Source organism: Bacillus sp. MYb56, assembly GCF_002976445.1.
In the GTDB taxonomy this organism is placed as follows: Bacteria; Bacillota; Bacilli; order Bacillales; family Bacillaceae_G; genus Bacillus_A; species Bacillus_A mycoides.
On the sequence record NZ_PCOH01000020.1, the window covers coordinates 38,769 to 57,995 of the forward strand.

16 protein-coding genes and 1 riboswitch are annotated in these 19,227 nt (G+C 35.7%); of the genes, 2 read left to right on the top strand and 14 right to left on the bottom strand.

Annotated features, from left to right (window positions below; all coding sequences use genetic code 11):
* Nucleotides 1-23 precede the first annotated feature (23 nt).
* From CQ058_RS21125 to CQ058_RS21135, 3 genes are all read right to left on the bottom strand, one after another.
* Complete coding sequence (locus CQ058_RS21125) at nt 24-1,319, bottom strand: homoserine dehydrogenase (protein WP_002191326.1); 1,296 nt, start codon at nt 1,317-1,319, stop codon at nt 24-26.
* A 138-nt stretch (nt 1,320-1,457) separates the two neighbouring features.
* A complete protein-coding gene (gene metA / locus CQ058_RS21130; RefSeq protein ID WP_002191327.1) occupies nt 1,458-2,363 on the bottom strand; it encodes a homoserine O-acetyltransferase MetA in 906 nt (301 codons plus the stop codon).
* Entirely contained in the window at nt 2,347-3,645 is a 1,299-nt protein-coding gene (locus tag CQ058_RS21135; RefSeq protein ID WP_002068601.1) for a bifunctional O-acetylhomoserine aminocarboxypropyltransferase/cysteine synthase, read from the bottom strand. Before CQ058_RS21135 ends, metA begins: the two co-directional genes overlap by 17 nt.
* Nucleotides 3,646-3,879: 234 nt before the next feature.
* Nucleotides 3,880-3,984: riboswitch (SAM riboswitch) on the bottom strand.
* Nucleotides 3,985-4,303: 319 nt separating this feature from the next.
* On the opposite strand from CQ058_RS21135, the gene CQ058_RS21140 reads away from it, so the two are divergent.
* Entirely contained in the window at nt 4,304-5,533 is a 1,230-nt protein-coding gene (locus tag CQ058_RS21140) for a chloride channel protein (protein ID WP_002191328.1), read from the top strand.
* Nucleotides 5,534-5,599: 66 nt separating this feature from the next.
* On the opposite strand, the gene CQ058_RS21145 is transcribed toward CQ058_RS21140, so the two are convergent.
* The 3 genes from CQ058_RS21145 to CQ058_RS21155 form a co-directional block, all read right to left on the bottom strand.
* A complete protein-coding gene (locus CQ058_RS21145) occupies nt 5,600-6,226 on the bottom strand; it encodes an FMN-dependent NADH-azoreductase (protein WP_002167303.1) in 627 nt (208 codons plus the stop codon).
* 190 nt (nt 6,227-6,416) lie between these two features.
* A complete protein-coding gene (locus CQ058_RS21150) occupies nt 6,417-7,064 on the bottom strand; it encodes a response regulator (protein WP_002016393.1) in 648 nt (215 codons plus the stop codon).
* A 20-nt stretch (nt 7,065-7,084) separates the two neighbouring features.
* Nucleotides 7,085-8,656, bottom strand: a complete 1,572-nt coding sequence (locus CQ058_RS21155; RefSeq protein WP_002191329.1) for a GAF domain-containing sensor histidine kinase — start codon at nt 8,654-8,656, stop codon at nt 7,085-7,087.
* A gap of 134 nt (nt 8,657-8,790) precedes the next feature.
* On the opposite strand from CQ058_RS21155, the gene pdxK reads away from it, so the two are divergent.
* Nucleotides 8,791-9,615: a pyridoxine/pyridoxal/pyridoxamine kinase gene (gene pdxK, locus CQ058_RS21160; protein WP_002016397.1), complete on the top strand. Its 825-nt coding sequence runs from the start codon at nt 8,791-8,793 to the stop codon at nt 9,613-9,615.
* A 111-nt stretch (nt 9,616-9,726) separates the two neighbouring features.
* Here the strand turns inward: pdxK and CQ058_RS21165 are convergent, their stop codons facing one another.
* The 8 genes from CQ058_RS21165 to CQ058_RS21205 all read right to left on the bottom strand — a co-directional run bounded on the left by CQ058_RS21165 (nt 9,727) and on the right by CQ058_RS21205 (nt 19,021).
* Complete coding sequence (locus tag CQ058_RS21165; RefSeq protein ID WP_002191330.1) at nt 9,727-10,782, bottom strand: diguanylate cyclase; 1,056 nt, start codon at nt 10,780-10,782, stop codon at nt 9,727-9,729.
* A gap of 147 nt (nt 10,783-10,929) precedes the next feature.
* Entirely contained in the window at nt 10,930-11,133 is a 204-nt protein-coding gene (locus CQ058_RS21170; RefSeq protein WP_002184484.1) for a YbdD/YjiX family protein, read from the bottom strand.
* The gene (gene cstA / locus CQ058_RS21175; protein WP_002089870.1) at nt 11,126-13,201 is read right to left on the bottom strand and encodes a carbon starvation protein CstA; all 2,076 of its coding nucleotides are present in this window, start codon (nt 13,199-13,201) and stop codon (nt 11,126-11,128) included. Before cstA ends, CQ058_RS21170 begins: the two co-directional genes overlap by 8 nt.
* Nucleotides 13,202-13,323: 122 nt before the next feature.
* Entirely contained in the window at nt 13,324-14,040 is a 717-nt protein-coding gene (locus CQ058_RS21180) for a LytR/AlgR family response regulator transcription factor (RefSeq protein ID WP_002191333.1), read from the bottom strand.
* A 208-nt stretch (nt 14,041-14,248) separates the two neighbouring features.
* Nucleotides 14,249-15,448: an MFS transporter gene (locus tag CQ058_RS21185; RefSeq protein WP_002138953.1), complete on the bottom strand. Its 1,200-nt coding sequence runs from the start codon at nt 15,446-15,448 to the stop codon at nt 14,249-14,251.
* A 154-nt stretch (nt 15,449-15,602) separates the two neighbouring features.
* A complete protein-coding gene (locus CQ058_RS21195) occupies nt 15,603-16,343 on the bottom strand; it encodes a WecB/TagA/CpsF family glycosyltransferase (protein WP_002191334.1) in 741 nt (246 codons plus the stop codon).
* Between the two features lie 21 nt (nt 16,344-16,364).
* Entirely contained in the window at nt 16,365-17,474 is a 1,110-nt protein-coding gene (locus CQ058_RS21200) for a glycosyltransferase family 4 protein (protein ID WP_002089874.1), read from the bottom strand.
* A 95-nt stretch (nt 17,475-17,569) separates the two neighbouring features.
* A complete protein-coding gene (locus tag CQ058_RS21205; protein WP_002143929.1) occupies nt 17,570-19,021 on the bottom strand; it encodes an O-antigen ligase family protein in 1,452 nt (483 codons plus the stop codon).
* Between the last annotated feature and the right edge of the window lie 206 nt (nt 19,022-19,227).

The window sequence follows — 19,227 nt, forward strand, 5'->3', positions numbered from 1 at the left end:
TTTTCGTTTTATTAGAAAAGATACTACTTAGCATCTCCCTCAATTCGATAATTTGCTTTCACACAATCTATTTCTTCATACGATTGCAATGTATGTAGAATGTACTCATAATCCGCAAGAGAAGCACGATGTGTTACGATTACGATTTCTGCTTTCCCTTTCTCTTCAAGCGGCATTTGAATAATCTTTTCAAAACTAACACCGCGTTCAGAGAACAATGATGTAATTTTTGCAAACACACCAATTTCGTCTTTCACATGGAGTCTTAAAAACTTTTTCACAACAATTTCATCTGGCTCTTTTAGTACCTTTTGATATTGCGGGACTACCGCACTATTTCCGTTTACACCAAGCCTAATATTTTGCATTACAGCAACTAGATCAGAAACAACAGCTGTCGCTGTCGGTAAGCTTCCTGCTCCCGGACCATAAAACATCGTTTCTCCTACCGCTTCACCATACACATACACAGCATTATATTCATTTTGCACCGCCGCAAGAGGGTGTGCATTTGGAAGTAGCGTTGGCTCAACTGTAACCTCTAATTTCTCGCCATCTCGCTTTGCAAGACCAATTAATTTAATCGTATAGCCTAAGCTCTTACTATATTCAATATCTTCTGCTGTAATAGAAGTAATCCCTTTTACCTTCACATCTCCAAGCTCTACATTTGTAGAGAAACCGAGAGTAGCCAAAATCGTCATTTTTCTTGCTGCATCCAAACCTTCTACGTCTGATGTTGGATCTGCTTCTGCAAATCCAAGCTGCTGAGCTTCTTTTAACACGTCGTTATATGCTCTCCCTTCGTCTGACATTTTCGTCAAAATAAAATTTGTCGTTCCATTTACAATTCCCATTACTTTCGTAATAAGATCTGAAGAAAGTCCTTCTACGATGCTTCGTAAAATTGGAATCCCTCCAGCTACACTTGCTTCGTAAAATAAATCAGCCTGATTATCTTTTGCTACCGCTAAGAGTTCCGCTCCGTGTAACGCCATTAAATCTTTATTTGCAGTCACAACGTGCTTCCCGCTTTTTAAAGCTTGTAAAATATATGCTTTTGCATCATCAATGCCGCCCATTACTTCAATGACAACATCAATATTAGGATTATCTAAAATTTCATTCACATCTTGTGTTAATAGAGTAGAAGGCACGTCTACTTCTCTCTCTTTCTCAATGTTTTGCACCAATACTTTCGTTACTTTCACTGGACAACCTACTTGGTGTATAAGTCGTTCTTGATGATCTGTAATAATACGAACTACACCACTACCAACTGTCCCAAGACCTAATAACCCCACTTGAATTTCTTTCATAATACTGTCCACCCCTCAAAAATTGTGTTTAGATGCCATTATATAGACAAAAAATCTGAAAAACAATGTATTTTGAATATTTAGAAAAACAAAGGTTAATCTTTACAAATAAAACGCTACCACTTGTTATACAATCATTTACAATATATAAGGGGTTTCTTGATACACGTAATAATTCAGCCAATTAGAGAATAATAAATTCCCATGGCTCCTCCACCTAACAATTGGCTTCTCATTTGGATTATTATGTTTAAAATAATTTTTTGGCACATCAATATTTAACCCTTTTTGGCAGTCCCGTTCGTATTCTTGCTTTAACGTATCACAACTGTATTCACTATGTCCGAGTGCGAAAACTTGCCTTCCCTCTTGCCCAATAGCAAGATGAACGCCTGCTTCTTCAGAATTGGCTAATAACGTTAATTCTTTCACTTTTTCAATATCGCTCTCTCGTACTTCTGTATGACGAGAATGCGGAGCAAAAAACACTTCATCAAACCCTTGTAACAATTTCACATGTTGCTCGCGAACCTCATGTTCAAATACACCAAACATTTTTTCCGCAAGAGGATACTTCGGCACACCATAGTGGTAATACAAACCAGCTTGTGCCCCCCAGCAAATATGAAGCGTAGATGTTACATTCGTTTTTGAATACTCCATAATACGTCCAAGCTCTTCCCAATAATCTACTTCTTCAAAAGAAAGAGTTTCAACTGGTGCTCCTGTAATAATGAGTCCATCAAATTTTTCATTCTCAATATCACGGAATGTTTTATAGAAGCTCGTTAAATGGTCCTGCGCTACATTGCGAGACAGATGCGATTCCATATGAAGTAAATGAACATCTAATTGCAACGGTGTATTTCCAATTAAACGAAGTAATTGCGCCTCTGTTTCTTGTTTTGTAGGCATTAAATTTAATATAGCAATTTTCAAAGCACGTATATCTTGTGTTACTGCTCGCTCCTTCGTCATTACAAAAATATTTTCCTTCTGCAATACTTTGCGAGCTGGTAAATCTTTATCAATTATGATCGGCATGTTGTTTGCCTCCGACTAGTGCCGCTTCTAAATCTGCAATAATATCAGAAACATCTTCTATACCGACCGATAAACGGATTAAATCAGATGTAACGCCAGCTAAACGCTGATTTTCTGCGCTTAATTGTCTGTGCGTCGTACTAGCAGGATGTATTACACAAGTTCTTGCATCAGCTACATGCGTTACAAGAGTTGCAAGCTTTACATTTGCGATAAATTCTTTCGCTGCTTCTAATCCGCCCTTAATACCAAATGTTAAAACTCCACTAGCACCTTTTTTCAAATACTTTTGTGCTAACGAATAATTTTCATTACTATCTAATCCTGGATAATTCACCCATTCAATGCGATCATGATTGGCAAGCCACTTAGCAACTTCGAGAGCATTTTCACTATGACGCTCCATTCGTAAATGCAATGTTTCAAGGCCAATGTTGCTAATATATGCATTGAATGGGCTCATACAGTTTCCGTAGTCTCTTAATAACTGAACGCGTGCTTTCACAATATACGCTGCTGCTCCAAAATTTTGAACATAGCTTACGCCATGATAACTCGGGTCAGGTTCGACAAGCTCAGGGTATTTTCCATTTGTCCAATCGAAGTTCCCTCCATCTATTACAATCCCACCTAGAGAACTTGCATGGCCATCAATATATTTCGTTGTAGAATGGACAATGATATTTGCCCCATGTTCAAACGCCTGGCATAAATAAGGCGTCGCCAATGTATTATCAACGATAAAAGGTACTTCTAATTCTTTTGCTGCCGCTGAAAGTTCTTTGAAATTTAAAACGTTCATTGCTGGATTTCCTAACGACTCTGCATAAACGAGTTTTGTCTTATCATTAGCAAGTGCCGCAATTTCATCTGCCGTTAAATTAGGATTAAAGAACGTAACATCTATGCCCAGCTTTCGCAAACTCACTCCAAATAAATTAAACGTTCCTCCGTAAACAGTTGAAGAACAAAGTAAATGGTCTCCACTACTGCAAATATTTAAAACCGCAAGCATAATGGCTGCCTGCCCAGAAGCTGTTGCAACAGCCCCTACACCGCCTTCTAAATCTGATAACTTCTGCTCAAATGCGGCTAGAGTAGGATTTCCAATACGCGTATATATATATCCCTCTGCCTCCAAATTAAATAGTGCTGCTAAATCATCTGACGTATCGTATTTATACGTTGTACTTTGATAAAGTGGCAAAACACGCGGCTCACCATTTTTTGGCGTATAGCCACCTTGCACACAAATCGTTCCTTTCCCCCATGATTCTCCCATCTCTCATTCTCCTTTCTTTTATCCCGCTATTTGCGGGCAGTAAGACTCCCACCTCCAAATTCGGCAAATGCGAGGAAGTTAGGCGGGAGATAACTGCCCGATTGATGAAGGCTAATAATTAGCGGGGGAGGGACAAAACCCCCACTGATTAAAGTTTCACTTTATCCAAAATAAAAAACTGCCCCTTCCCTGAAAACAAGAAAGGAGCAGTTTGAAAACACGCTCTAAGGCTCTTTCTTATCTCTCAGGATTATTACCTGCAGGATTTGGCACAATTCCGTTATACGGCTGTTGCCAAGGTTTCATCGGGCCTGTCCCTCCACCTTTTCTTGATAAGACTATGCAATTACCGTTGATTTTATAGCAATAATTTCCTGATGTCAAATGGTTTTTCTGAATGTTCTAAATTAAATGCGAGGAATTTAATATAAACAACAAAAGAAATATATTCCATATTCATTTGAAAAAGACCTTTTAAAAACTCCGATCAATATATAAAATTAAATAAGGGGTTTAACCGCGTTGGTTTCAAATTTTCATGAGATTTCAATATATTGAATAAGCCAAACCCTCAAAAAGATACTATATATATTCAATTCATTTCACACTAGCATATTTAATCCTTTCTACATGAAAATTTACATAACGGAGGGACAACATGACAAATAAAAAGGACATGCACTATATACTCGTCCTATATGGCATTCTTTTAGGCTCTATAGTAGGAGCTACAGTCTGGTTATTTTTAGTTACAATAAATATCGGAATTCACTTTATTTGGGGATACTTACCTACTATTTTCTCTTCTCCGCCTTATTACACCATTTGTGTAACAATCATCGGTGGTATCCTCGTTGGTTTAACACAAAAATACTTCGGTACATATCCACGTCTTATGCCCGAAGTGATGGCTGAATATAAAAAAACAGGTAGAATCGAATACAGTTTTGTACATAAAGCTACTTTAACTGCGATTATCGTTTTAATATTTGGAGCTAGTTTAGGCCCAGAAGCAGCACTTGTTGGAATTATCGGTGGACTTTGTACATGGGTAGGAGATCGCTTTAATTTTGCTTTAAAGGGAATGAATGAACTAACAGAGGTTGGAATTGGTGCTACTTTAAGTGTAATTTTTAATGCACCATTATTCGGTTACTTAGCTCCGAATGAAAATGAGGGTGAACAAATTAATGAATTTTCGAAAGGAAAAAAAGCAATTGTATATTTAGCTACCACTTTTGCCGGTTTTTCCGTTTACTTATTGCTTAGTAAACTCGATAATCGTGGATCCTTTATTGTTGATTTTGGGGAAGGGTCTCTTGCTCTTAATGAATGGATCGCCTTTCTACCACTTGCTAGCATTGGTGCTATAGTTGGTTTCTTTTATTTCAAATTAGAATTCACATTAGAGAAATTAATCCACCCCTTCAAAGAATACAAGGTATCACTTGGAATTATAGGCGGTATTTTATTAGGAATTACAGGAACTTTTCTTCCTTACACGTTATTCTCAGGGGAACATCAATTAAAAGATTTAGTCGTTGAATGGAGCCATTTATCCTTCTGGGTACTACTTCTTTCAGGAATTTTAAAATTATGTATTACTGCCGTTTGTTTAAATACGGGTTGGCGCGGCGGACATATTTTCCCAATTATATTTGCTGGATCAAGTATCGGATATGCTATAGCTTCTATTATCCCTATAGATCCAATAGCTTCTGTAGCCATCGTCACGACAGCTATTTCAAGCTATGCATTAAGAAAACCAATAGCTATAACATTACTATTACTCATGTTTTTCCCGCTCAATTTATTATTACCGATGCTCGGGGCAGCAGCGATTGGGAATGCATTTCCGCTTCCTAAACATAACGAAACTACAAATTAATATAAAAAAACAGCATTAACATGTAAATGTTAATGCTGTTTTTTCGAGTGACGATTATATTTTTAATTAAAATTTACTTGCTACTTTAGCCGCTTCTTCAAGACCTGCTGCAATGATCTCTTCTGCTTTATCTGGGAATTGGTTATGTCCTTCAATAACTACTGTTTCCATGTTTGTTGCACCGAAGAAGCCCATCATGCTCGCTACATATTTTACAGCCATTTCCATTTCAGCTGCTGGTCCTTCAGAATATACGCCGCCACGTGCATTTAATAACGCAATCTTCTTATCTCCAATAAGCCCAACTGGACCTTCTGGTGTATATTTAAACGTTTTACCAGCACGGTTTAAATAATCAATATACGTGTGTAATACGGCTGGAATCGTTAAGTTCCATAATGGGAAACCGAAAACTACTTTATCAGCTTCTAGAAATTGATTTAAATACTTATCAGCAACTGCTACCACTTTTGCTTCTTCTTCTGTTAAATCAAATCCTCTACCTGCTTTGAATGTACCATTAATCATATCTACGCCTACATATGGTAATTCTTCTTTATATAAATCAAGTTCTACCACTGTATCATTTGGATGCGCTTCTTTATAGTTTGCTAAAAATGCCTCGTATAATTTCACACTAACTGCTTGTTCCGCTGGGCGGTTGTTTGCTTTTACAAATAAAACTGTTGCCATTGTTTTTCCTCCTACTACTCACTCTTATGTTGTTATATATCACTTACGAAAAAGGGTACTCCCTTATAATTATTGTTGCTTACAAATACATTTTATCTTTATATCAAGACAATTACGTCCTCACATAGACGTATTTTTCCATAAAAAAAGTCCACCTTCTAAAGGCGAACTAGGTCTTACGACTTTTGTCTTATACAATTCCATTTTTCACTGCATATAATGCTGCTTGTGTGCGATCGGATAAATGTAACTTACTCAAAATACTACTCATATGAGCTTTTACCGTTTTTTCTGTAATAACTAAAACAGAAGCAATTTCTTTATTACTCATCCCTTTCGCCAATAACTGCAATACTTCATTTTCTCTCGCTGTTAATACATCCACTTGAACGGAAGGTTCTTCTTCTTTCTCTTCCTGTGGTAATGTTTGAGAAAGAAGGGCATTTGCTATATCTGGATGTAATTGAATATTACCTTTATACGCGCTTCGAATAGCTTCAACAAGCTGATCTGGTTCGATATCTTTTAAAATATAACCGCTCGCCCCAGCTTTTAGTGCCGGCAATACATGAGCTTGATCAGAAAAACTAGTCAATACAATTACTTTCACGTTTGGATATTCTTTTTTAATACAAGCTGTTGCCTCAATTCCATCCATCTCAGGCATATATAAATCCATTAATACGACATCTGGACTCGTTTCGCCTACTTTCACTAGCGCCTCTTTCCCATTATTTGCTTCACCAACTAATTCAAAATCTTCCTGTGTGCTTAGAAAAAATGCTAATCCTTTTAAAACAACTGTATGATCATCAACTAACAATACTTTTATTTTCACAAACTTCCCTCATTTTCACATCATAATGGTACATTTACTTTTATACTCGTTCGTTTCTTACTACTTACAATTTTAATTGTTCCACCAACTAATTCTACTCTTTCACGCATCGTAGTCATACCGAGTGATTTCTTCTCTTTTATATCCTTTTCTACAAACCCATTTCCTTGATCGACTATTTCTAATGATACATTTTTCTCCGTCACTTTGAAATAAATCGTCGCTTCTCTTACATTCGCATGCTTACTTACGTTATTTAAAGCTTCTTGTCCAATTCGCCATAGCGCTTCTTCTACTACACGCGGCAAATCACGTACACCTGTAACTTGTTCCCGAATTTTCAATCCTAAACTTTCACCATATTGCTTTAAAGCTGGTAATAACCCTTTCTCTAATCCAGCCGGACGGAGCTGCCAAATTAATGTCCTCATTTCTTTTAAGGCACCTTGTGCTAATTCACGCATCTCATACAAAGACTGATCTACCTTTTCATTTTGACCCTTTAAGACAGCTTCAGCGCCTTTCGTCATAAACGTTAATGAAAACAACTTTTGTGAAACAGAATCATGTAAATCTCTAGCTAAACGATTACGCTCTTCCATTCGTACAAGTTCGCGGCGTTTTTCATTTAATCTTAAGTTCTCTATCATTAATGAAATATGATTTGCTAACGCTTGTACTACATCTATCGTATTTATATCAAATTCTCCATTATTAGAACTTACACTTAATACTCCAAATATATGATCTTGAATATGTATCGGAATAGCGATAACTGTCCTATTGGGATGCTCTATATTACCAACCTGACACTTCGACAAGACAGACTCTTCTTTTTCCAACGCTTCCTGTGCTACTGCCCTCAAATCATCTTGTAGTTCACCTTTCTTATAAGAAGCTCTCACAGCTAGTTCATTTTCTTCTCTAATAAAGAATACAACTTGCTCCCATAGAAATAAGCTCCCTATTTGCATTACAATCTCTTCTGGTAATGCATTAAATTTATGAATTGTCCTTAAAGCTTGAATAAAGCGTTCTAACTTTACATAATAATGAGCTCTTCTCTTTTCATTTTCATACAGTTTTGTACGCTTTAATGCCGTTCCAATTTGAAAGGCAACTGATTGTAATAGTACTAATTCTTCTTCCGAAAAATGCGTTTTACCTGGGCTAGCTACATTTAACACGCCAAATTCATCTTCTCCCGCTTTTAGCGGTACTGTCGCATGATGTACAATCCCTTCTGTATCTCCCCAGTTGTATTCAATCGCATTATTAATTCTCTTACATTCAATAATATTAACTGCTCGCTCTAGTTTTCCTTCCACAAAGCGGTGTAAGCACCAGCAATTCCCCTCACACATCGGTCGTTTATTTTCGAATTTCAATCCCTCTGGTAATTGGTAATCAATTAATTTTGTATATCTACCATTTTCATCCGCAAGGAAAATCCATCCTGTCGTTAAACCAGTTACATTCAACAGCTTTTCCAGCACAGCTTGAAGTACGTGATATGTATCATTTGAGGTATTCAACGTTTCTGCAATCTCTTTTAATATAACTAATTCATTTGTACGATTCTCTTGAAACATAATTCGTCTCCTACATACAAGATTTTAAATAGTACTTAACATAAATCATCTACTTTTCACTTTGTACTTATTCGTAACATTGATATAATGGTGAAAACATAGTTTTCATTATATCACTTGAGGGGGCTTTCATAATGACATTGAATAAGGCACTTACTATCGCTGGTTCTGACACAAGTGGTGGTGCTGGTATACAAGCAGATTTAAAAACATTCCAAGAACTTGGTGTATACGGAATGACATCTCTTACGACAATCGTAACGATGGATCCACATAACGGTTGGGCACATAACGTATTCCCAATCCCAGCTTCTACATTAAAACCACAATTAGAAACGACAATTGAAGGCGTTGGCGTAGATGCTTTAAAAACGGGTATGCTTGGATCAGTAGAAATTATCGAAATGGTTGCGGAAACAATTGAAAAGCACAATTTCGAAAATGTAGTAGTTGATCCTGTTATGGTATGTAAAGGAGCGGATGAAGCGTTACATCCTGAAACAAATGACTGCTTACGTGACGTTCTTGTTCCAAAGGCATTAGTCGTAACGCCAAACTTATTTGAAGCATATCAATTAAGTGGTGTGAAAATTAATTCTCTTGAGGACATGAAAGAAGCTGCAAAAAAAATCCATGCTTTAGGCGCTAAATACGTACTGATTAAAGGTGGTAGCAAACTAGGCACAGAAACTGCTATTGATGTGTTATATGACGGCGAAACATTCGATCTTCTAGAATCAGAAAAGATTGATACGACAAATACACACGGTGCAGGTTGTACATATTCTGCTGCAATTACAGCAGAACTTGCAAAAGGAAAAACGGTGAAAGAAGCAGTAAAAACTGCGAAAGAATTCATCACAGCTGCAATTCGTCATTCATTTAAGATTAACGAATATGTAGGACCAACACATCACGGTGCATACCGCAAATTCGTTGCACCGAAAGAACTTGTCTAACATAACGCTTTTTATTAATAAATTTAAAAATAGATTAAAACCCACAGAACATTTATTGTTCTGTGGGTTTTAATTACTTTACAGAAATCTTTTAAAGTACTCCCCGAATTCCTATGATGCTGAACTAACCTTGTTTCTACCATTTCTTTTTGAATAATATAACGCATCATCCACTGATTGAATAAATTGCTCAGGTGATTTTTTATATTCTGAAAGCCCAACAGAAACTGTAATTTTAATTTTTTCCCCATTTTGCAGTTGAAATGAATGCTTTTCAACTGCTAGTCGAATTTGTTCCCCTATACGAGTTCCAAATGCTACTCTCTTTTTTGGTAACAACAGAGCAAACTCTTCGCCACCCTTTCGAAAGACTAAATTTGGGAATGGTGCATTCTCTAACAAAATACGCCCTAGTTGTTTTAACACTTCATCTCCAGCAGGATGACCGTACGTATCATTTACATACTTAAAGTGATCAATATCGATAAGTAATAAACAAAGTGAATCATTTTTCATATGCTTACTATCAATATGACGATTCATCTCAAAATCAAACTGTCTTACATTTCCTAGATTCGTTAATGCATCTATCGTTGCATAATGCTTCATCGTTTGAAATAATTCATTGGATTGCAATATGTAACTTGCACTTACAAATGTGATGTATGCCGCTACAATACAACAAATTAAATATAATACCACTACATATATATCCTTAAATAAAATATAAAGTGGTAGTATTAAAATAGATAAACTATATACATTAAACCATATCCATTTTGTAAATATAGAAATCTTCATCCGCCAAATGAGAGTAATGCCAATCCCTATTGCCACGATAGTATAGCAAGCCAATTCAGAGGCTAAAGAATACTCAGTAAAAAATACCCGCGTTATTAAAATAATCATAACAGTTATACTACTAGCTATTGGGCCACCAATTATAATTGCCAAAACAACAGCTAAATAACGTAAATCCAACATAATATCTTCAATATGCACACCAAAATGCATCAACAATATACTCAATATTCCAGTTAAAATACCGACCAAACATTTCTGCCAAAAAGAGAATCCTTCTTTTAATGGCTTATCTCTTAAAAGCTGAGCACCCACAAAGATAAAGGACAGAATAATTGTCATATTTACAAATAGATCTCTGAACATAAAATAATCTCCCTACTTTTTCTTTTCCATCTATCCCTTTCTATATGCTATTGTATTACGTAATCCCTATAATTCCCAATCTTTTTTGTTTTACTGTTCCACGTGGAACAGTAAAACAAAAAAGGAGACGAAATTTCGTCTCCTCCATTAACAACATCGCGATATCTTTCCGCCTTTTGCATTAAATCTAGCTTCTTGTGCCTCAGCAAAAAATTGCTTTTGACATAGAATTTTCTCTTCTGGATGATGTAATTTCATGTGATTTACATACGTTTCATAACTTGGAACTCCGACAAGTAAACTAATAAATTGCTTTCTCTTTCCCCATACGTTCCGTAAATTTTTAAGCATAGTTCCTCGACTCACTTTCATCTTTTGGAATATATGGTGCCTCTTTTAACGGCATTGGCTTATTTCTTAATACTTGAATCCAAATTCGAAGTGCAGAAATTAATACAGCAATTACAACTATCATAAAAATTCCACAAAGTGCCGCATCAATATAGTCATTAAAAATAATTTGTTTCATTTGCGCAACATTTTTAGCTGGAGCTAATACCTTACCATCATCTAATGCTCCCTGAAATACTTTCGCATGTGATAGAAATCCTATTTTAGGATTTTCATGAAATAACTTTTGATAACCAGCTGTCATCGTTACAATAAGTAATCCTATAGTCGGAATAAGCGTTACCCAAACGTATGCCTTTTTCCCCATTTTGAATAAAATTGTCGTTCCAAGTAATAGTGCAATCCCCGCTAACATTTGATTTGCAATACCGAAAAGTGGCCATAGCGTATTAATTCCACCGAGAGGGTCAACTACCCCTTGATATAAGAAGTACCCCCAGCCTAATACGCATAACGTTGTAGCAACCACATTCGCTATTGTGGAATCTGTTTTCGCAAACGGCTTGTACACATGCCCTAAAATATCTTGAATCATAAATCGTCCTACACGTGTTCCAGCATCAATCGTTGTTAAAATAAATAGTGCTTCAAAAAGAATGGCAAAATGGTACCAAAATGCCATCATCGCCGTTCCACCTATTACTTGTGAAAATATATGTGCCATACCAATTGCTAATGTTGGTGCGCCACCTGTACGTGATAAAATGGTCTGTTCTCCGACGTTAACAGCAAGTTCTTTTAATTCATTCGGTGTAATAGCAAATCCCCACGAAGAAATAACTTGAGCCGCTTGTGATACATCTGTTCCGATCAGTGCTGCTGGACTATTAATTGCAAAATAAGTTCCTGGTGTTAATACACAAGCTGCAATCATAGCCATCGCTGCTACAAATGATTCCATTAACATTGCCCCATAACCAATTGGCTGTGCATGACCTTCTTGCTCAATCATTTTCGGCGTCGTACCTGATGAAACGAGAGCGTGGAATCCAGAGACAGCACCGCAAGCTATTGTAATAAATAAGAACGGAAATAAATTCCCGGAGAAGACAGGGCCTGTTCCATCAATAAACTTAGATACTGCCGGCATCTTCAAATCTGGAGCTACAATTAAAATACCAATTGCTAATCCAAGTATCGTTCCTATTTTTAAAAATGTACTTAAATAATCACGTGGTGCAAGGAGCATCCAAACTGGTAATGCCGATGCAATGAATCCATATACGATAAGCATAATAGCAATTGTTTCACCACTAAAAGTAAACATACTTGCAAGTGTTGGATTTTCTGCTACATACTGTCCACCAATAAGCGATAGGACTAGTAGAACAATACCGATTACTGATCCTTCCCCTACTCGCCCTGGTCTAATGTAACGCATGTAAACTCCCATTAAAATAGCAATTGGAATTGTTGCTGCGATTGTAAACATTCCCCATGGGCTTCCAACAAGTGCCTTCACAACTACTAAAGCTAATACTGCTAATAAAATTATCATAATACCTAAAATACCAATCATCGCAATTAATCCTGTAACAGGACCAATTTCATCTTTAATCATTTCTCCTAATGATTTACCATTACGTCTCATTGAAGCAAATAAAATTACAAAATCTTGTACAGCTCCGGCAATAACTACCCCAACAATAATCCAAATAGTCCCAGGTAAATACCCCATCTGCGCCGCCAAAATTGGTCCTACTAAAGGACCTGCCCCTGCAATCGCAGCGAAGTGATGTCCGAATAAAACCCATTTATTTGTTGGAACATAATCCTTCCCATCATTTAACGTATGAGCAGGCGTTTGCCTATTATTATCTAGGCCAAAAACTTTCCTTGCTATAAATCTACTATAAAAGCGATAAGCAATCGCATACACTGATACAGCAGCAACTAATAGCCATACAGCATTAATTGTCTCACCTTGTGATAAAGCTATTACACCAAAAGCAGATGCTCCTACTGCTGCAATAACTCCCCAAAGTAAAATTGATTTCAATGTTTTCACGTACAATCCCCCCATTACTACTTCTTAGAGGAGATTGTACTAAATTTTCTGAATATTTAATTTGAATCCTCCTTATCATGAAGGATTTCTAGGCTATTATGTTAAAATTCTCTCATTACTTGTCATAGCTCAATTTTATTTCGAAGCCGTTTTACATAATTACGGCTTACTGGAATCGGTTGCTCATCGTACCTGTCTAAATGCAAATTATACGTGCCATTATAATAAGGTTTAAGTTCTTGTACATATGACATATTAATTAAATAGCTTTTATGTACACGTAAAAAATCATATGCATTTAGTTTATTTTCTAATTCCTGGAGTGTGTATGTTGAAATATACTGATTATTCGTTGTATAAATTGAAACGGTTTTATTTTCCTTATTTTTACTAATATATACAATATCCTCCGGGAGAATATATCTAATCCCCTCATGGCCTTCTATCGGCAGTTTACGCAGATGACTCTTTGCTTTCTCACCTTGTTCTTTTCCCATTTTATATAAAATGAATTGTAAATCTTCTTCACGAAATGGTCGTAATAAATAATAAAACGCTTGGAAACGAAAAGCTGTAATTGCCTCTCCTATATCCTCACCAATAAAAATAAATTTCGTATAACAATTCACTTCTCGTAACAAACTCGAATATTCAAAACCAGTACCATCCATTAATTGCGAATTTAAAAAAACAAAATCAGGTGTATGTTTTTTCATTATTAGCAAAGATTCTGTTCCAGTTTTCGCTTCAAAACATTCTACATTTCGAATGTTTTCAGTAAAGTTCTCAACTAATTTTCTTCGCTCTTCTGTTTCTTCCATGATAAGTAAGATTTTCATTTATCCAGCCACCTAATTCCTTTGTCCATATGTCTTGTTGTATACATTCGCTTTAGTAAGAAACATTCCCTTTTTCTTACTATACCATTATTTATCTAAAAAAACAGAAAAAAGGAAACCACTTTGGTTCCCCTTTTCTTTTATCCCGATTGGTGCGGGCTAATAATCAGTGGTTGATGGACAAAACACCACTGATTAAGGTTTCTCTTTATACTAATTCCCTCTGTTTCGTTTCTTGACCAAGTATAACTACAGCAAGTGCCCCAATTAAAATTGATCCACAGAAAATCGTAAATATTAGCGATAGTGAAGCTTGTGAAGCAACTAAATACCCTACTAATAGTGGTCCAAGAATACCACCAATACGCCCAAATGCAGCTGCCATTCCTGCACCTGTACCGCGAATAGTTGTTGGATACTGTTCCGGTGTATAAGCGTATAATGCACCCCAAGCACCTAAATTAAAGAAGGATAGTAACATACCCGCCACTATTAATGCTGTTAATGAATCCGCAATTCCGAACACATAAGCACTACATGCTGTACCAATTAAATACGTAACCAATACAAATTTACGACCAAGACGTTCAATAAACCATGCAGCTGTGAAATATCCTGGAAGTTGAGCTAAGGTCATAATAAGTACGTACTGAAAACTTTTTATTAAACTAAAGCCTTTCAGTACCATTACACTAGGTAACCAAAGGAACATTCCATAATAGGAAAAGACCACACAAAACCATAGAATCCATAACATAATTGTTGCTTTACGATATTCTCCAGACCAAACCGATTTTATATTTTCAATAACAGATGGCCTTTTTGCAACCTTTTGGAACCTTGGAGAATCGGGTAAATTCCATCTTAAATATAAAGCATATAACGCTGGAACTGCACTTATTACCATAGCAACTTCCCAACCGTATTTAGGAATAACAAAATATGAGATAAGAGCTGCAATTAACCAACCACCAGCCCAAAAGCTTTCTAATAGTACAACTATTTTTCCACGTTCGTGCGCTTCAACACTTTCTGATACAAGAGTAGATGCAACTGGAAGTTCCCCGCCAAGTCCCATACCAATTAAAAAGCGTAAAACGAGGAACATCGCGAATGTCGTCGTTAAAGCAGTTAAACCACTACCGATAGAAAATAGTAATAATGTAATAATAAAGACTGATTTCCGTCCTATTTTATCTGATAGTATCCCAAAAAGGAGCGCTCCTACTGCCATACCAATTGAATTAACGCTACCTATCCAACCCATTTCTTGAGTACTTAATCCCCAATCTTTTTGGAGTGCTACGATTACAAATGAAAGCATTCCAACATCCATTGCATCAAATAACCAGCCAAGCCCTGCTATACCAAGTAGCTTTCGCTTCGAAATTTCTTTTACCTTACTCACAAGAAGTCCTCCTTACACAGCTGTCTTTACACATCATTTTACATGTGTGTATTGCATAAGTAAAATACTTTCTTATAAAAAATTCTCCTTCATCATTCCCAAAAAGTAAAATGTTTATCAAAAATAAACAAATAAAAAAAGTAGCGATGTTCCGCTACTTTTTTGAACGCATTACTTCTTTTAAAAATTCAGCTAATACTAACTGACGACGCCAACGTGTTGGATTACTACATAATCTGTAAAACCACTCTAAATGAATAGATTGAATCCATTTTGGCGCACGCTTTACCTCTCCAGCCCACACATCTAAACTACCGCCTACTCCAACAGCCATTTTCGTTTCTAAACGATGCTTATTGTTTTGGATAAAGTTTTCTTGTCTTGGAAAGCCAAGTGCAACAAGTAATAGATCTGGTTTTGCCTCTTGAATACGTGAAACAATATTCTCTTCTTCTTCTTGTTTAAAATATCCATCTTGTATCCCCACGATAGATGCAGCCGAATATGTCTTCGTTAAATGATCAGCCGCGGCTTGTACAACATGTGGTTTTGCACCTAATAAGAAAACAGATACTGGTTTATTCTCTTCTGATAACTTCGCAAATAAATTACACATTAAATCAAAACCTGCTACACGTTCTTTTACAGGTATACCAAGCATACCACTTGCTTTTACAACCCCAATACCATCAGGTGTAATTAAATCGGTATTTAGTAATGTTTTATGGAACTCTTCATCCTTTTTTGCACACATAACAATTTCAGGATTTGCTGTTACTACCTGAAAAGTATGAGTTTGCTCCAATTCTAGTTGTTCCTTTAAATATTGGACCGTTTCATCCATTGTCATTGTAGAGAAAGGAACACCTAGAATATCAACCGTTTGTACTGCCATATTTAACTATCCTCTCTATCATTAAAGGTTTTTTGCTATTAATTGCTTATATGTTTCTTTCGTATCTTCATATAATTTTTGAAGTGAGAAGTTCATAGTAGCATGCTCATAAATATGCTTGCCCATTACTGATAACTCTCCAGTTTTCCACTTATCATACGCCTCTTCTAATGCCGATGCCAATGCTTTTCCATCACCAGTTGGTACAATCCACCCATAAGTTTCATCTGCAATTAACGGTTCGATTTCTCCAGCTCTAGTCACAATTGATGGTACACGTTGATTTGCCGCTTCTAATAAAACTAATGGAAATCCTTCGCTATGGGAAGTTAACAAATTGACATGTGATGAAGCAAATAATTGTTTCACATCTTGACGATGCCCTAAAAATTCAACTTTATCATTAATCCCTTTTTCAGTAGCTAACGCCTTTAGTTCTCTTTCTAACGGCCCGTCACCAACTAATAACACTTTAATTTTCTCCAATTTTGTTTGTTGTAACGCATCGAATAAAACTTCATGTCCTTTAACAGGATGCAAACGCGCTACTTGGATTGCCGTAAACACATCTTCATCAATATTAAACATTTCCTTTTTATTATAGCCATCTGCTTTTTCCTGATCATATTCAATCCCGTTATAGATAACATGCATCTTTTCATTTGAAATACCTAATGCGGCTAAGCTTTTTTTCAACCTATTCGTTACAACAAAAAATAAATCTATATTTTTTAAAGCTTTCAAATTTAATTTAGTAAAAATCCAGCCTTTTAAGCCTTGTTTAGTAAAGTCTTGAAATGGATCACTATGAATTGTCGTAACCCATTTTGCCGCAAATTTCTTCTTCATTAGAGAAACAAAGAAATTCGCCCTAGGACCGTGTGTATGAACTACATCAAATTTTTCTTTATTAATGAATTCACTTATGTTCTTTAAAATGGATAAATCATAGCGAGATTTTTGTGAAAACACATGAACTTTTATTCCTAGCTCTCTTGCTTCTTTCGCAACAATTCCATCTTCAAATACTGCTAATTCTACTTCACCATCCGGAAACTGATCGAGCAGTGAAATAATATGTGTTTTTCCTCCACCATCTTCTGCCCCTGCATTCATATGCAATATCCTCATATTTTTTCCTCCTTTAAATCCTCGCTACATTTCCATCTATCTTTATTTTACTGTACTAAAAAATAAAAGCTAACAAAAGTTAGCTTTTATTTTTATCATTCAATTTCTAAATCTACAATTAGACAAGCTAACACCACTACAAAGTAAATCCCTACTCCTGGTGCTGTCAAAATATGTCCTGCAATATATGCAATACCTAATGCTAATACTAAGCTTGCTGTAATCATTCCATATTTCACATTAAATATTTCCTTAAATCTTGTAACAAATGCTAGTAGGATTCTTACGCCGTAATAAATAAATGGAATCATCATTAACGCAAAACCAATAATTCCGAAATCATAAAACCAATCATGGAAGTCCATTTCGATTAGCTTCGGATCTGGCTCTTTTTGTTCATTATACTTAAAGTTACCTGCGTAACCCATTCCTAATAACTTTTGTGACGTTGGCGCTTCTTTAAAGAACTGCTTATGTCGCTCTTCATATACTTGACGTCCACTGAAAATAAGATTTTCTTGATTTTCTTTCTTTTGCTCTTTCTCAAGCTCTTTCTTAACTTCAGCTTCTACCTTCGCCTTTTCTTCTGGTTTCTCAACTTTATGTTGTTTTTCTTCTTTTTTAATTTTCTCTTTAATTTCTTTTTCTTTTTGACCTTGCTGCGCTACATTTTGTTCTGATAAATAGTTGTTATGAATACCCATATTTTGTGCTAATGGCGTCATTTTAAACGTTCCAACAACACCAGCCAATAGGAAAATAGCAATTAATCCATTAAGTACAAGAGACCTTTTGTTTGGATTTCTTCTATCAAATAATAATTGTAGTACGATAATCCCGATTGCTGCTGCTAACGTAGCACCAATTGAGCCCATTCCTACTTTCGTACCAACTTGAATTAACGAGTAAATCATTAAAAGCGATGGAATCCAATATAAAACGTGTTTCACGCTCTTTGTTTTTTGAATAGAATATAGTACCACAATAGGGAAAATAATAGCTAAGATTGACCCTAGTTCATTACCTGCATAGAACCACCCTCGGGAACCAACTTTCATCCATTGATAACTACCAAAGTCTGTAGATGTCGAAATAGAAATAACCATAATAGCGTTAATGATTAATGTTGAATACACAATACTATTTCTGACTTTGTCACTAATATTTACTTTCTTTTTCAATGATTTTAAAGCTAAAATGTATGATCCTAGCATGATATATATATATAATGCCTTCGCAACAAACTTAACTTCTTCACCAAGTACAATAGGATTCTTAACTAGTTTATTATTAATAAACCCTATCCCTAAAACTACTGCTAATAGTATTAAGTAAATTAAAAACTTCCTATTTTCCTTCTCTTTTGCCTGAATTAAAATGTAAATACCACCAACAGCCATAATAAGAAATCTTACCAAAATTCCAACAGTGGCATTTGACTTTAATAAAACGATGCTAAGAGACGTTAATAAATCTAAAACAGGCTGTAAAATAATAAAAAAGAGCAAAAAATGCTCAAATCTAACCCTAGCTTGATTTGCTAACATTCCAAGACCTCCATACAAAATCTTCACATTATCTTTTAATCATAGTTTTCTACTGTTTAAACACACCTAGCAATTATAACATAACTCATATTTAAATTGAGAACTATTTTTCATGCCGAAACTAGTCAAGTCCAGCATTATTAGTAACCGAAAACATTGTCCTTTAGCTATCCTTCCCTATCCCTATAAAAACTATCTAACACATA

Coding starts and splice junctions, on each gene's coding strand:
- CQ058_RS21170 (WP_002184484.1), bottom strand. CDS start 11,133: ATGCTTAAAAATTTACGGAACGTATGGGGAAAGAGAAAGCAATTTATT.
- CQ058_RS21180 (WP_002191333.1), bottom strand. CDS start 14,040: ATGAAAATCTTACTTATCATGGAAGAAACAGAAGAGCGAAGAAAATTA.
- CQ058_RS21195 (WP_002191334.1), bottom strand. CDS start 16,343: ATGGCAGTACAAACGGTTGATATTCTAGGTGTTCCTTTCTCTACAATG.
- CQ058_RS21140 (WP_002191328.1), top strand. CDS start 4,304: ATGACAAATAAAAAGGACATGCACTATATACTCGTCCTATATGGCATT.
- CQ058_RS21135 (WP_002068601.1), bottom strand. CDS start 3,645: ATGGGAGAATCATGGGGGAAAGGAACGATTTGTGTGCAAGGTGGCTAT.
- CQ058_RS21200 (WP_002089874.1), bottom strand. CDS start 17,474: ATGAGGATATTGCATATGAATGCAGGGGCAGAAGATGGTGGAGGAAAA.
- CQ058_RS21165 (WP_002191330.1), bottom strand. CDS start 10,782: ATGTTCAGAGATCTATTTGTAAATATGACAATTATTCTGTCCTTTATC.
- CQ058_RS21205 (WP_002143929.1), bottom strand. CDS start 19,021: ATGTTAGCAAATCAAGCTAGGGTTAGATTTGAGCATTTTTTGCTCTTT.
- CQ058_RS21145 (WP_002167303.1), bottom strand. CDS start 6,226: ATGGCAACAGTTTTATTTGTAAAAGCAAACAACCGCCCAGCGGAACAA.
- CQ058_RS21125 (WP_002191326.1), bottom strand. CDS start 1,319: ATGAAAGAAATTCAAGTGGGGTTATTAGGTCTTGGGACAGTTGGTAGT.
- metA (WP_002191327.1), bottom strand. CDS start 2,363: ATGCCGATCATAATTGATAAAGATTTACCAGCTCGCAAAGTATTGCAG.
- pdxK (WP_002016397.1), top strand. CDS start 8,791: ATGACATTGAATAAGGCACTTACTATCGCTGGTTCTGACACAAGTGGT.
- CQ058_RS21155 (WP_002191329.1), bottom strand. CDS start 8,656: ATGTTTCAAGAGAATCGTACAAATGAATTAGTTATATTAAAAGAGATT.